The 14,382-nt window shown below is 50.7% G+C and carries 11 protein-coding genes and 1 tRNA gene; 11 read left to right on the plus strand and 1 reads right to left on the minus strand.

Annotated elements, in window-relative coordinates:
- Window positions 1–37 precede the first annotated feature (37 nt).
- Entirely contained in the window at window positions 38–1,588 is a 1,551-nt protein-coding gene (locus HNQ64_RS08600) for a DUF4331 domain-containing protein (protein WP_184207534.1), read from the minus strand.
- 197 nt (window positions 1,589–1,785) lie between these two features.
- Here HNQ64_RS08600 and HNQ64_RS08605 point away from each other — a divergent pair.
- The 11 genes from HNQ64_RS08605 (at window position 1,786) to HNQ64_RS08655 (ending at window position 14,162) form a co-directional block, all read left to right on the plus strand.
- Window positions 1,786–1,859 (plus strand) — tRNA-Gly (locus tag HNQ64_RS08605).
- 1,188 nt (window positions 1,860–3,047) lie between these two features.
- Entirely contained in the window at window positions 3,048–3,743 is a 696-nt protein-coding gene (locus HNQ64_RS08610; protein ID WP_184207536.1) for a hypothetical protein, read from the plus strand.
- A 438-nt stretch (window positions 3,744–4,181) separates the two neighbouring features.
- The gene (locus tag HNQ64_RS08615) at window positions 4,182–5,774 is read left to right on the plus strand and encodes a hypothetical protein (protein ID WP_184207538.1); all 1,593 of its coding nucleotides are present in this window, start codon (window positions 4,182–4,184) and stop codon (window positions 5,772–5,774) included.
- 629 nt (window positions 5,775–6,403) lie between these two features.
- Window positions 6,404–8,194: an FHA domain-containing protein gene (locus HNQ64_RS08620; protein ID WP_184207540.1), complete on the plus strand. Its 1,791-nt coding sequence runs from the start codon at window positions 6,404–6,406 to the stop codon at window positions 8,192–8,194.
- Between the two features lie 494 nt (window positions 8,195–8,688).
- Entirely contained in the window at window positions 8,689–9,042 is a 354-nt protein-coding gene (locus HNQ64_RS08625; RefSeq protein ID WP_184207541.1) for a hypothetical protein, read from the plus strand.
- Window positions 9,043–9,380: 338 nt separating this feature from the next.
- The gene (locus HNQ64_RS08630) at window positions 9,381–9,911 is read left to right on the plus strand and encodes a hypothetical protein (RefSeq protein ID WP_184207543.1); all 531 of its coding nucleotides are present in this window, start codon (window positions 9,381–9,383) and stop codon (window positions 9,909–9,911) included.
- Window positions 9,908–10,717 carry a RecB family exonuclease gene (locus tag HNQ64_RS08635; protein WP_184207545.1) on the plus strand — a complete coding sequence of 270 codons (810 nt, stop codon included), beginning with the start codon at window positions 9,908–9,910 and terminating at the stop codon, window positions 10,715–10,717. The genes HNQ64_RS08630 and HNQ64_RS08635 overlap by 4 nt, the downstream gene beginning before the upstream one ends.
- A gap of 77 nt (window positions 10,718–10,794) precedes the next feature.
- Entirely contained in the window at window positions 10,795–11,139 is a 345-nt protein-coding gene (locus HNQ64_RS08640) for a hypothetical protein (RefSeq protein ID WP_184207547.1), read from the plus strand.
- A gap of 31 nt (window positions 11,140–11,170) precedes the next feature.
- On the plus strand, window positions 11,171–11,512 hold the full coding sequence (locus HNQ64_RS08645; protein WP_184207549.1) for a hypothetical protein: 342 nt from the start codon (window positions 11,171–11,173) through the stop codon (window positions 11,510–11,512).
- Between the two features lie 68 nt (window positions 11,513–11,580).
- Window positions 11,581–12,648, plus strand: coding sequence for an ATP-dependent DNA ligase (locus HNQ64_RS08650; RefSeq protein ID WP_184207551.1), 1,068 nt, complete (start codon window positions 11,581–11,583; stop codon window positions 12,646–12,648).
- Window positions 12,649–12,734: 86 nt separating this feature from the next.
- On the plus strand, window positions 12,735–14,162 hold the full coding sequence (locus tag HNQ64_RS08655) for a DNA polymerase III subunit beta (protein WP_184207553.1): 1,428 nt from the start codon (window positions 12,735–12,737) through the stop codon (window positions 14,160–14,162).
- Window positions 14,163–14,382: the final 220 nt, after the last annotated feature.

Below are 14,382 nucleotides of genomic sequence, written 5' to 3' on the forward strand. Positions count from 1 at the left end.
CGGGTGCGGGGGCACACCGCCGCGCCGGGGAGTTTTCTCAGTTTGTGGTAGCCTTCCAAATGCGCATGGAGTCCTTCTCATTCCGCGTGCCTGAGTGAGGCGTGGCCGCATACGGGAAGGTGCGGTTGTACACTTGGTCATTGGAGGGAATATTGTCCCCCACCACCGTGATGGTTTCAAAGGTCGGGCCACTGGCGACTGCCGTGAGCGCGATGTCCACCACATCATCACCAAACCGGCGACCATTCGGCCAACCGGAAGGAATCATGTTGCCATTGCCATCGGCGATCGTGTCTCCGCCGATGAAACTTAGGCGGCTGAAGCCTTCATCCCCGGCCACTCTCACCGGTCCCGTCGTGGTATTCACGCGGATCACATCTGGGATGTAAACAGCCCGCAGGTCTGCCCTTCCTGTCGTGGCAAAGCCCGTGCCGAACACCGTATTGATCAGCACCGCCACCTCAGGATTTTCAGCAAAGCGTGCGAACGTGCTCTTATCCGTATTTGGCAGCGTGCGGTTGTAGAGGTCTTTGGAACCCAGAGACACCAGCACTTCATTGAACAGCGGATTGCCCAGGCGATTCACCTGCACAAAGGCACTGGAGGAAGTCCGGGAAGGATACAAAATGGCCTGCGGACGGCGCACAGAGGCAAAAACTCCCACCCCCGTAGCCGCTGGCTGAAGAGCCCCCGTGTAGGCAAAGCTCGGGAGTTGAGACAGCGGGATGACGATGCCGTAATGCAGCACGTTAAACCCTTTAAAGCCATCCACCCCATTGCCATCCTGGCCTAGCCCATCGGCCAGACTCCCCGTGTTATCGAGGATGCGGCTGTCTAAGAGATCAAAAATCCCAGCCGTATCCGCATAGAAGCCATCTTCCCGTGGCCCCGCGAAAACGGTCACGCCACTGGGCAGGTCATACGTGGTTTCCTGGGTGTAGGAATCCAGCGTTTCACGCGAGGTCGCACCTGAGATGGCGCGGCCTGTTTCCGCGTCATTGTAAGCGGGGGTGGTGCGTGCGCCCACATTCGGCGGCGGCACCATGAGATTGCGCCCCAGGGTGGTCACACGCTCTCCCACATTGCGAGAGATGGTGTAAGTCTGCGTGTAATTTTGCCGCGCATCCCCCACATTCACGATGGGGCCCACCTCCGTGCCACGGCCATAAGACAAGATGGTATCTGGGTTCTTCAAACTCGGACCTTTCACCGGATTCATGTCCGAGAAACGGAAGTTGTACCGCTGGATCGTCACCCCCGTGACTGGATGGGCGATGTGGATGCAGTAGAGAGCATCATCGGCAAAACGATCATAAATGACCCCATCTCCAGGCTCGGAAAAAGGCCGCACGCTCACCTCCACCACCAGCACTTTTTCTCCCGAAGGACGCTGGCGCACGAAGGCATAAACATCCGTGAGATTCACCTGCGGATCTTGCTTGATGAGCGGTGCGTCACTGTGGCTGGAGGCCTGAGCTTGAGGTATCCCCAGGGTGAGTAAGGAAGTGGCGACGGCTAGGAGCCGTCCTGGGCGTGTCTTCAACCAAGGGCGAAGAAGCCCCTGGGAAGGAGTGGAATGAGTTTTCATGAGAGTGTCGAGTGTGATGCCTCAGAACCCTTCAGCGGATGCTGTCACAGTTCTGGTTAGGTCCATTTGCGCCCACCCCCCGGCCTTGGATTCAAAAAGAACATTTTCTCCACATTCCCCCCGTCTCGGCATTCTCTTCCTGTCGCCTTGACATTCCCCAGCGCATCGCCAAGATAACCAGACTGCTACTTGAAAAAGCGGGCGTAGTTCAATGGTAGAACACGAGCTTCCCAAGCTTGATACGTGGGTTCGATTCCCATCGCCCGCTCCACGTTGATAACCAACGTTTTAAGAGGATGGATATGGTGAACTGATAACAAAACTGGTAACACGTTCGGTTTTGTTCGTGTACGTTTAAGGGTGTCTTTCCCGCATCAAAACCGTGATTCAGTGATGGGTTCTGAAATGGCATCTGGCTCGTAAAAGTTCCAGGAAATTCCCTCTCGGAAACGCTAACCAGAAGTTGTTCATACCACTCTGGCGCTCCTGCGAAGCATCCAGATTCTCAGGCGGAGCCGTTCTGGGATCACCTTGTAAGCATTCTCGCTGTAGTAGATTCCAAGGAGAAGGTGCGCCACACAAAAAAGCGGCAGATCCGCAATGCGAGAGTCGTCCCCCGTCACTTTTCACGGTTTCGTTACACGCCTGTGATCATCCTTAAAGAAGCGTATTTCGCCATCGTCTGGTCATGGGCTCACCGGTCACGATTGCGAAGAGGTAAAAGAGCATTGCACCCACGTTGGTGATGAGGGGACAAAGAAGGCGGCTGCGGCGATGCCAAATATCACCGCGTAGATCCAGGGACATCTGTCGAGAGCATGAAAATCCGCGTGGAAGATCTGAGAGCTCTTTCTATAAAATTCCAATTGTTATTGTGCGCAGCTCAAATGTTAGCAGTATTTTATCAAATTTATTAAATTGCGTTCAATTTTTTATGAACTTTGGCGTTGAAAACAATTGATGACACCTCCTTATTTACAGTGTTCCACAAAGAATGGGACTGCTGCTGGATTCACATTCTAACAGTATAGTGGTAGTTTATGGAGGACACGGTTACATGCGAATGTGCCTTGCCTTCCACAAGCTGCCTTCATTGACATAACCAACGATGTTAGCAACTCACTCTTCACAGAGTATTACCACGCCTTATTACGGTGGGCAGGATGAGTATGTGAGACTTCCAAAAAGTGGACTCCGATTTTGGGGTCTTTCACGAAGTTGTCTAAACTCTCTAATCTTGCCGAGCTTAACCAACGGAAAGCCATTAGTTAAGTCGATTGTTGTTAAAAAGCCTGGAACCGTTAAAGGTATCCGCCTTGTTTCAATCGAATCGTTAAGGGCATATTTAAACTCCCTTTGCGATACTCAAGTCGAGCCATGATTAATTCATTATTAACAAGCGTAATTATTACAACAGAAGCAACTTATTTGTTTAAGAGCCTCAGAAAACTTGTCAAAAATGCAATCAAATCATAAAAGTGAATCAGAAGTCAAAGTCGAAATCGATGAAGAGAAAAAAGCTCAATTAGCTGCCCTTCAACAAGACGTCGAGCGCGTCACCAAAACTCGGCAATCAGGTAGAGCCCTGCGTGAAATTCACGAGCGTGAGCTCTACAAGGTCTTGTATGAGAGTTGGTATGCCTACTGTGACAATGTCCTAGACATCACTCCACAGAGGGCTCATCAATTGATGCAGGCTGCAAATCGAGCTGACTATCTCGTAAAAGAATGCGGCTTTGATGACGCTGTTGTTCCTGAAACGGAACGTGCGTTACGGTTGTTAGTTGCGCTTCCCAAAGACCAAGCTGCAAAAGCCTTAAAAGCTGCGGTGCAAAAAACTGGTGGCAATCGCCCTACCTTTAGTGCTCTTGCAGCAGCGATTAATGAAATCACAGGCCAAAAGCCAGTTGATAAAGGAGCAAAAAAGAAAATTAAAGTAATTGAAGCTGCTGATCAGATGTTTGCTGTTCTGGATGAGGCTCCTGCTGAGGAATACTCATTAGGAAGTCTAAAAAAGCTCAAAAAACTGGCTCGAACACTAACTTCGAAAATCAGTGCATTGGAAAACTGTGAAGAAGAAGATGAGATGCGAGTCATCGTTACTCATGGAACATATGAGAACAACCCAGTAACAGAAAATTCGGCTGAGGTATAAATCCATCTAAGGTTCTCATATTTCTGTGGCCTATATTCAAGAGCCCGGTGCCGCAAGGTGCCGGGCTCAATTTGTTTTTGCACATATCAACCATGGTTGATCCTTGAATTTTCTCAAAAATAATAAAATACCCTAATATTACATTGACTTTATCAAATTTGAGAATTAATGTTTATCTCTGGAAAGGCTTAAAGTCCGGCGTGTTCCGGTCTGCAAAGTATATGGATTGCCTACTGGAAATAAGCCATTGAAAATCAATGGTCTATCCTGTGGTAACTTACTTTCGGTAGAATTATTATGGCAATAATCAAACCCCCAATTGTTAGAGAAAAGAGTGAAGGAGCGCAGAGTAGGTCGTCAACAAAGGTAGAAGCGGAATTTTTAAGGAATTCTACCTTAAGTGGTCTGGATGGAGTCCAGCTAGAGATTATCTCCCCCATGACGATAGCTGTGGCTAAGATGGTGGAGGGGGGCACCTGTCAGAGCGAGGGAGTTCCCAATACCGACACACCTAGCCTTTTGCATTTCTACCACCCAGAAATCGCCAAGGAGCTCAATCCCAAGCAGCCTGACGTCACTGCAGCATTGATTCTCTACAACCTGTCGTTGTGGCAGAGGAACAGATACAAGCAGACGCTAATCTTGGGGAGGCGCTACTGCTTTCGTAGCCTGTCGCAATTGCAGCACGATCATCCTTATTTCACACAAGCAGCCATTCATAAGGCCCTCCAGAGGCTTGAGAAGAAGCTTGGCAACGACTTTTTAGTGCGCAGGGACAAATCAAAACTTTGGTTTTCAATCGGTGATTCGATAGCGGAGCAACTCAAGGCCTCGTCAGGTGGAAAGTTAGGAAAATTGGGGAAAGGCACACATCTTCATAGTTTTTCTGTCTCAGATGCAATGGCAACAGAATGTGTCCGTTCAGCCGTTTTGCTCGGAAATCTGAAATATGCGCTTGCCCACTTCACTGATCCTCTAAGGGATGCGCAGGGAGTCCCCTATGCCGAACTGAGTGCAACAAAACTGAGCCCAATTCTTGGTTTCTCCGAAGACACCATTTCCAGGTGCTTGAAGGCGATGTGTGCGCAAAACATCATTGCGAAGCACCCTGCAAGGCCGTGCTTTCACACACTGAAAAGTGCAGGTTTGTTGGTCGATATCCAAACCGCAGAAGTCCAAACGGGACCCGCAGAAGTACACAGCCAACCCGCAGATGTACACAGCGCCGAGGCTTCGATGCTTCTGGAACCCCCGCAAAATCAAGGGTTCCAGCGTGTTGATGAAACGACATATATAAATGAATATATTAATTCAGATATCAAGGGTCATTACCGAGTCGCTATGACTTCGTCAAACGACTCGGAGGACCGTCCTTTAACTGGCCTTCGCTTTCTTGGAGATCGAGCAAAAGAGGTGATTAAAACCTTGCGTTCATCATCCCTCAAAAATGACCAGGTTTACGCCCCGCGTTTACCTTCTCATGTGTGTGGTCAGCAGCCCGAGTTGCCATATGATGAGGTGCTTGCTTGCACATCTGCTTATGAAGACTTGCCATATGACCTTGTGACTGAAGACATGCTGACAGATTCACAGTGGATTGATGAGCAAATCCAAGAGGTGCTGGATGCATGGGCCAGGCAGGAATTTTCGGTGGATGAGCGGGATCAAAAAGGGCTTCGTCAATTGTTTCATGACAACCCACAGCTCACAGCGGAATCACTTTTGGAGTTGCTTTCATTTTGTCAGCCTGACCCTCTTTTCTATAGGGAATGGAAATTGAAGCGGGGAAAATACGACCCCCAGTTTTTCCTCAAACAGGCAAAAACACCCAAATTGATGTTGCGGTATTTGCCCAAGATCATCACTCAAGTTTACAAGCGATGTGAAAATATCGAAGGCAGATGGCAGTATGAAGGTGATGTAGAGGCACCTTTTGATCAGCTCAATTTTGACTACCTGGGTGGCGAAAAAGTGAGTGCTATATGCTCATTCCGGCACCCAGACAAAATCGATGTGGAGTACGTCGAATAGTAGGAGAAGGGGGCTTACAAACAAACGGGAGGCTGCATCTCCCAAAAAACACGATTTGAAGGGCTTGGGACGTCTTCCGCTATGGAGACACTCCCGCCTCATTCAAACGCCTCACAAAATTCGTGAGAGCAAAGCAGATGCATTCCTGTGGATTTGATCATTACCGCTCCCTGCGCATAGATCACTAAATGTGGTACGATCCATTTGGTTAGGATAGATCCGTATTGATTAACGCCACTGAGCCAAGATGGTCATCACCGAAATGGTCGCCGGAATCAGAAATAATTCGGTGAAATAATCCATCATCATCATCAAGGATTTACGGCCAGAACATCCTGGGTTGTGATGACGTTGCGCTTTACAGCGTTACAGAACCATGTACCGTTTGAACAGCTCGTGGAGACATGAGCCGGGGCGTGAGAACCCCACTCGAAGCGGCAGACGTGTGCCGCAAACACGTCGCCTGACGACCATGAAAATGGCCGGGAGGCGACGGCGTATGTCCAGAGCCCTACGGCTTAAAGGCCGTTGCGGTCATCTTCGGGTGGCTTCTCAACTCTCCGGTCACCTGTGTCCGTGTTCTGTGAATTCAGAGCATCGTTGTTGGCGAGCTTTATTCCGAAGCTGCCATGAACAACCCGCCTCCTTTCGAGAAAAATCACACTGATCCTGCTCACTTACTGGTGGGGGACAAGCGCATTCACCTGACTGGTACAACTTTGTTAGTGGGCCGTCATACGACGAATGATTTGGTGTTGGAACATGAGTCAATTTCCAGCCATCACGCAGTCATCAAAGCCAACGAGGACGGTTTTGTACTGGTGGACATGGACTCCACGAACGGGACGTTTCTAAACGGGGAAAAGGTGACTGAGGTTCAGTTGACGGACAATGACCAAATCATGTTCGGTTCAGTGGAGACCTTCTTTATCCAGCCTCAGATGAGCTCATCCGCGTTCTCCCTGGAGATGGTTGCACCAAATCATCCGATTCCTGCCGACAAGGCCATGCCCTTACCATTTTCTTGGTGGCCACGGAACCGTCTCATCTCATTTCTTGCCGCAGTTTTCTTTGGAGTTTTGATTATTTTTAATGTGGCGATGAACCCCTTCGCAGCGGTTTTTTTCGTGCTCTTTTTTTATGTGCCGATGACGGGTGTCCGCTATTTCAAGTATTGGTTCCAAACACCTCGGACCGCGAAACATTTTGTGAATGCAAAACCTGCTGGTCCACGACCATTCTGGTGGCATCCAGCCTTTATAGGGTCGGCTTTCGCTGCGCTTGTGGTGTTGTTAACGGTAATGAGCGCAGCATCGCATACCAAAGATGAGATGGCTGTGGCCAGTCAATATCGACAAGCTAATCAGGCTGCTTTGGAGGAACACACAAGCTTTGGCAGTCATGCCGAGTATGCGATTGCGACCGCTGCGAATGTGTATGCCGGCGATGTGATCACACCGTTAGTGCAGGGGATAGATCATTATTCGACCACCCAGGAACTCCAGACCCGAATTAAAGCCGCTGAGGCGTATGAACAGGACTTGGCTTCCACCCGTCAAAATGACGGTGGGGTAATCTTCATCGCAGTGATGGTGCTCTTGGTCGTAGGTGGAGTCATCTTTTGGAAGATTTATGCATGGATCAAAAAGGAATGGAGCACAGTGACGTTGATGGTGATGTTTGCATTCCCAGCCTCGTCATTTGCAGAAACTCCCCCTGCTGGTCTTGCCCTTGATAATGGATGGGCCAGCCCGATGCATGGAGGCATTGCAGCGATGAAAGAGTTGGGTTCCCTGCTGTCGCCTTTTGCTCGTCCCTCTCCCAATGTTGCTCCGGCTCCTGAAATTGAAATTTATCAAGGAGTCACCTACCTGATGCCTTATGCAGAGGCGAAACAGAAGCTGCGACTGACACAGAACATTGTTCCAAAAAACAAGGTCATCACAGCAGGTTTCCCCAAGGACTCGCTCTTTCACTATGCCTTCGATGGGATCTTCGATGGTGGCTTCAACAAGCTCTACATCGTCACTGACAAGGCAGACCAAGTGGTGGCCGTGCAACTGGTCTGTGAATCTCCACGGAGAGACATGCTCAGGGACATTTACACAGCGCCTGATTGGAGCATGTATAACTTCATCAACAACCGGCGCAAAGCGACAACGCGGTTGTGGGTGGACCATCAAACTCACTTTTTGCGCACAGGTAGCTGGAGGGAATACCGCAAGGCCAGCGGCTATGCCCATCCAGAGGGCAAGGAAACCGTGATTCGCATTGATAGCGCCCTTATGGATCCAGATTCGCTTAAGGGCTCGAACTACCGTGGCCAGGAGTGGAAGCTGCTGGAGGTGTCCCAGCTCTACCTGCCTAAGCCGCTTATGGAACTGATGATGCACTACATCGGCACGACCGGTCAGCGTTAATGCTCGTCAGCACACCTGCACTTAAGTCTTCGACTTTCGTCTATTATGGGATGTGGTACAAAAATTGCCGTGATGAGATTTGGATCGTCCGGATTACATGGGCTCTGTGGGGTCCCTGCACAGGCAGCAAGACGGTCAACCTTGCCCAGACATCGGGGACAAGTGACAAACGCATAATCTGGGCCTAGCTAGCAATTGCTGTCGGCATCCCAACCTTCAACATCTTTTGCATCTTCATGAAGACCGTTATGGAAGGTCTCTTGAATATTGTTGGAGTATGCATGGGCAGGATGTTCGCTAAAATTGAAGCTTGGAATAACTCACTCAGGGCCAAGCTTGAAAGCATTCGCGACAAACTTGAATACTAGTAAGAAATAATCCTACTTAAAATTTGACAATATAGGATTATGTATTATGTTGTGGCTGTCGAACCAATTGACAGCCCACTCAAATTCGTGCGCCGATAAATCCTCAATAGGTCGATAAATTAAAATATGAATTCAGGCAAGATACGTATCACCGTCCCAAACCCACAAGGCCAGTGCCTTCTGTCGACAAGCACTTACAACATTGAACTTTTAGGGTTCACACTCCAATTGGTCTCTCACAATCTAATCTCGTTTGGAGGGGAAACATGCTACGGTGATTTATTTAAGGTCCTTGATCGTGGCTATGAAATGTCTGGTCTTTCGATGGACGTTTACAGTTCTGTGGAGAGTGAGTTGTGCGACCTTGATGTGGTATCATTTATTGTTTTCTTGGAAAGTGATTATGATGCCCGCGTCTTGATTATTACCAAGGATACCGAAGAAACTATGTTGGCTAACCAGTTAAAAAAATTACCATAAACTGGTATAATAAAATGAAGAAGGAAGGCCCTTAAGTCCTTCCTTTTTTGTGCCCTTATGGCCAGACCCACCCACTACTCACCCCCGTTGTCGAGATTCCTGGTTTGTGTCCTTTATCATGAAGCCAAGCGCCGTCGTATCCCCATGACACGGCTTGCTGAACAGCTTCTGCAGGCTGCCCTCAAGGGCACGCCTGGATGGATACAAGCCAGTGATCTCACTCCCGTCCCAGATCGCTCACAAGCGGCTTAGGACATCCACAAACCCAAGCTCAAAAGCACCGGCTTTCTCAATTCCTGAGAAGCCGGTTTTTTGTGCCCCAACACCACCCCAACATCATGGCAGTCAAACTCAGCGCCAACTACAGCAAAAAGCTCGGGCTCCCCCAATTCAGCAGCCACAGCTTCAGTGCCTCCGTCGAAATCGAACTCACCGACATCACCCAGGTCGAAGCCGAAGTGCAGAAGCTTTATCAGCTCCTGCAGCACTCGGTGGACCAGGAAATCCAAGAGCCCGGTTTTGTCCCGCAAGCCAGCAATGGCCACGGGAACGCACATAACAACACCCGTGCCTACCCAGTCCAGGGGCAGGTGCGTCAGCAACCCAAAGGTTTCCAGCAGCCTCGTGCCAATGGAGATGCCTGGAACTGCACCGACGGGCAGCGTGGGTTCATCCTGCGCATCGTCAGTGACAACAACCTGGATAAGCAGGAAGCCGAAGATCTGTCGCAGCAGCTCTTTGGTCTGGGAGTGAAGCAGCTCAATAAAATGCAGGCCTCTCAGTTGATCGAAGATTTGCTAGTGAAAGCTGGCAAGCCTGGACGTCAAACCCGCTGGCAACAACGCCCTGCCCAACGCCAAGCCGCATGAACACCCAGGCTCCCCCTAAAGAGGAGCCGAGTGAGAAAGACATCATCGCCTCATTGCAAGAACAGGTCTCCGCCTCACGGCTGAACCTGTTTTTGCAGTGCAGGTTGAAGTTCTTCTTTCGCTACGTGCTCAAAATACAAAAACCCAAGACAGCGTCGCTGCATGTCGGCAATGCGGTTCACACCGTGTTAAAGTCATGGAACAAGGCACGCTGGGTGCAAAAGCCCCTCACGCTTATCCAGGCGCATGAGGCTTATGCAAAAGCATGGTCGGACGACTCGGACGGGATTCCTTGGAAACCCGATGAAGAGGCGGAGGAAAAGACCACAGGCTGGCGTCTGGTAAACACGTATTTGCGTGAAAGCCATGTGCCTGCCGATGTCAAACCCGATGCCGTGGAAGTGCCCGTAGAGGCCAACCTCATCAACCATGGTTTACCTCGGTTGATCGGCATCCTCGACCTCGTGCAACAACGCAAAGTCATTGATTACAAAACCTGTGCCAGCACTCCAAATTCGGAAAAAGCCGCTCACAGTCACGAGATCCAGACCAGCAGTTACTCCCTTCTTTACCGGCACAACACCGGGCAACAAGAAAGCGGCGTAGAACTGCATCACCTGGTCAAGCTCAAGAACCCGAAAGTGGTCATCACCCCGATGCCACCCATGATGCCCCGACAGCAATTACGGCTGTTTAAACAGATCGAGGCCTACACCGAAGGCTTGCAGCGCCAGGACTTCATTCCTTCCCCAGGGATGCAGTGCGCGAGTTGTGAGTTCTTCAACGAATGCCGCCGATGGCATTAAAAAACACCCAAGCAGAAGAGGCCGGTTTTCCACCCAGCAGACCGGCCTTTTTGTTTCAACTCCAAACCCCTTCATTCATGAAAAAAATGCTCCTTCTCTTGCTGCTGATTCCTCAGGCTTCACAGGCCGGATGGTTTGATCATACCAGCGACCCTGTGCCGGATTACCGGACCAAAATCATCACCCTCGAAAACCAAGTCAGCGCACAGCATCACACTTTGGACCTTTGGCAAATTGCCACCGGCTCTCTCGGCATCGCCTGTGCCTTTCTCTTCATCCTCGGAACCGCCCTCGGCACAACCACACGAAAACATTATGTTAGAACACGACGCATGGGACACCTCTCCTCGGTCAACGGACGCCAATCCCAGTTCATGGGTGAAGCGACTGGGGACGACCTGGAGGCCCCTTTGGCAGCCTAAACCGCTTGCACCGCCAGTGGTGGATCATGACTTGCCTCGCCTCAGTGCCATCGAAAGATCGGCCGAGGTGATGCGCTTCATGGGTCATCGCCTTGTTTATTGGCTGTCCCCCCAAGGGCAGCTCCGTGAGTTCATCAAACTCAATTTACGCGTGGCATTGACCGTGGCCATTCCGGCCTTGGTGGTTGCTCCGCTCATCACCCTCGCACTCGGTCAGTTCCAGACTTGGGTCGTGGTGCTGACTCAGACCATGAGCAGCTTTGTGCTGTTCCCCTTGTCTGTGTTGCTCAGCATCCTGCTCGTCTGCGGATTGCTCTACATCATTCGCACCTGTCTTGACCTTCGGGGCAGGGGACGCCGAGACATGTATTAACCCTCTACCCACAACCCCCAAGCCGGATCGTCCACTCATGGATGGTCCGGCTTTTTTGTTATACCCCCATGGAAAGCATCACCCTCTACTGCCGTGAAAACGGTTCTGACAAAGTTTATCAAGCCAGCCTCCAGCCACAGGAGCAAGGTTACGTCGTTAACTTCGCTTTTGGTCGTCGTGGCAGCACCTTGACCACTGGCAGCAAGACACCCGTTCCTGTTTCCTACGTCGTGGCTAAAACGGCTTATGATCGCCTGGTGCGGCAAAAATTGGCCACTGGCTACACGCAAGGTCCAGCCTTAACTGAAAGCCTCCAGCATCAACCGCCAACGCCCACGGGTCTTCGCTGCATGCTGTTGAACCCTGTTGCAGAGGACGAACTTGAAGATCTTCTTCAAGATCACGTCCATTGGATGCAGGAGAAAATGGATGGTAGGCGAATGCTCCTGCAAAAACAGGGGAAAGTCATCACCAGCATGAACCGCTTGGGAGTGACCTTCACACCCCCTGAAACCATCCAACAAAGTGCCGCCCAAAGCCCCGAGGATTTTATTCTCGATGGCGAAGCGGTAGGAGACGTGTTCCATGTCTTCGACATCTTGTCCCTGGCAGGTGAAGACCTCCGTCAGTCCAGATTCGCCACACGTTACTTCCAGTTGCGTGATTTCCTGCGCACCTTCAGGCATACCCACATTAAACTGGTGGAAAGCTACTGCGCCCCTGAAAAGGAGCCGTGGTTTCAAACCCTCAAGGAGCAAGGCAAAGAGGGAGTGGTTTTCAGGCACATGGACGCTGTCTACACTCCTGGCAGACCCAACGCCGGCGGTCCATGTCTCAAGCACAAGTTCTATGAAACCGCCTCTTTTGTTGTCGCCAAAAACAATGACAAAAGAAGCGTTTCTCTGCTGCTTTTTGAGGGAGATAAAATCAAGAGGGCAGGCAACGTGACCATTCCACCCAACCATGCCATGCCCAAAGCAGGCTCGGTGGTGGAATGTCGTTATCTCTATGCCTTCTGGGAGTCAGGCTCCATCTACCAGCCTGTTTATCTCGGCGTTCGTGAAGACATTCGTGCCGCTGAATGCACCACTGATCAGCTAAAATACAAAGCTGAGCCAACACTGGTGACTGTGTAATTCCACACACTCATCCCACTGCCGACCACCCCTGACTTCTTCACGGAAGCAGGGGTGGTTGGTTTTTAACCTCAACCCCATCGCTTATGAAACCCATCGTCTTACCCATTGCAGAGCTCAAGGCGGCTCTGACTGGACTTGGCAAGGTGATCACACCCAAAGCCATCTTACCCCTCCTCAAACACGTTAAAATTGATCGCACCGCAGATGGTTGGATTACCCTTACCGGGACAGATCTCGATCATTTTATTACCGTGCGGTTTGAACACCCCACTGAAGGTCCACCCGCGACCGTGCTCGTGCCTTATGATCAGCTCCTGCACACCGTTAAAAGCTGCGGCAAAGGTGAACAGATTCGCATCACCACCCACCCCGAGAATCTAGCAATCCAATTTTCATTGGGTGGCCAGACGGGAGAAACCAAAATCAAACTCTTGCCGGTGACAGAATTTCCTGTGACACCGCGCCTCAATCATGAATCGGTTCCGCTGCCTGCACATCTGCGACAAAGCTTTCATGAAGCGATGTCCTGCACCAGCACCGATGCCACCCGTTACGTGCTCAACGGCACCTTCATTGATGTCCGAAACTCCAAGGCTAACTACTTGGTGGGCACCGATGGAAAACACCTCTACTCCGCGAATTCCTTCACCCTCCCCCTGAAACAATCCGTCCTCATCCCCAGCCATAAATTCCTGGGGTGGAAGGATTTTCTTTGGGATGGTGAATGGCAGATCAAAAGCAACGAAGAGTGGGTGCAAATCAGCAGTCGAAGGTGGAGATTCGTATCCCGTCAAATCCCGGATAAATACCCGGACTGGCAGGTTGCAGTTCCAGACCCAACACAAGCGAAAACACACCTGACTCTGCCTCCAGATCAATTGGAGGCGGTGATTCAGTTGATACAGCGACTGCCTAACCATGACACTCAGTTTCATACGCTGGGCATGCAGTGGAAAAGCAACACCCTCAACTTGCTGGCAAAACCCAGTGCCGAAGAACCTTGGCTACACATCCCTCTGGAGGCGATGAAAGGCCAAGGACCGGAAGTGACGATCTTTTTGGATCGTCGTTTTCTCATCAAAGCCCTGCAGTTCGGCCTGCATCACATCAGCCTCTTCGATGAACGTTCACCTCTGCGTCTTCATGCGCAAGGCAAGCAACTCATCATCATGCCAGTGAGGTCTGACAAAGTCGGCACATCGCCTCAACCCACTCCCATCCGAAAGATGGAGACAACGACAGCAGCACTACCCAAACCCCAACCTCCACCTCCTAACCCAATGCTCAATCGTCCCAACTCAGATGCTCCTGAAGCAGGGCCTAGTGCTCCTGTGCTGGATGAAGCCCTCAACCTTTGCAACCTCCTGCGGGATCGGTTCCAGGACGGGCTTAACCAAATCCGTGACCTAGCCAATAAACTCAAGCTTCTCCAGCGTGAGCAGAAAACCAGTGCCCGAGAAATGAGTTCTGTCCGCTCCACGCTACGCACCCTGCAAGGCCTGAAGCTGTAGGCCGAACCATCCATAATATGGGAAACAGAACCCGCTGCGTCCTTACCGACGTGCCGGGTTCTTTTTTTATCGGCCCTCAACAGCACACCTCCCCCAGGTCTCCTTTCGCCTGAAGGAACGTCTCAAGCGTGCCGCCATCCAAAGAATTAAGCTCATGGGTTCCCTGTCATGACCAGGCGATTCACCCATTCAATCAGTCATCAATTAAATCATTTAAAAC

The sequence above is a fragment of the Prosthecobacter dejongeii genome (assembly GCF_014203045.1).
Classification (GTDB): Bacteria; Verrucomicrobiota; Verrucomicrobiia; order Verrucomicrobiales; family Verrucomicrobiaceae; genus Prosthecobacter; species Prosthecobacter dejongeii.

Coding starts and splice junctions, on each gene's coding strand:
- HNQ64_RS08635 (WP_184207545.1), top strand. CDS start 9,908: ATGAACACCCAGGCTCCCCCTAAAGAGGAGCCGAGTGAGAAAGACATC.
- HNQ64_RS08600 (WP_184207534.1), bottom strand. CDS start 1,588: ATGAAAACTCATTCCACTCCTTCCCAGGGGCTTCTTCGCCCTTGGTTG.
- HNQ64_RS08625 (WP_184207541.1), top strand. CDS start 8,689: ATGAATTCAGGCAAGATACGTATCACCGTCCCAAACCCACAAGGCCAG.
- HNQ64_RS08615 (WP_184207538.1), top strand. CDS start 4,182: ATGACGATAGCTGTGGCTAAGATGGTGGAGGGGGGCACCTGTCAGAGC.
- HNQ64_RS08610 (WP_184207536.1), top strand. CDS start 3,048: ATGCAATCAAATCATAAAAGTGAATCAGAAGTCAAAGTCGAAATCGAT.
- HNQ64_RS08630 (WP_184207543.1), top strand. CDS start 9,381: ATGGCAGTCAAACTCAGCGCCAACTACAGCAAAAAGCTCGGGCTCCCC.
- HNQ64_RS08655 (WP_184207553.1), top strand. CDS start 12,735: ATGAAACCCATCGTCTTACCCATTGCAGAGCTCAAGGCGGCTCTGACT.
- HNQ64_RS08620 (WP_184207540.1), top strand. CDS start 6,404: ATGAACAACCCGCCTCCTTTCGAGAAAAATCACACTGATCCTGCTCAC.
- HNQ64_RS08640 (WP_184207547.1), top strand. CDS start 10,795: ATGAAAAAAATGCTCCTTCTCTTGCTGCTGATTCCTCAGGCTTCACAG.
- HNQ64_RS08650 (WP_184207551.1), top strand. CDS start 11,581: ATGGAAAGCATCACCCTCTACTGCCGTGAAAACGGTTCTGACAAAGTT.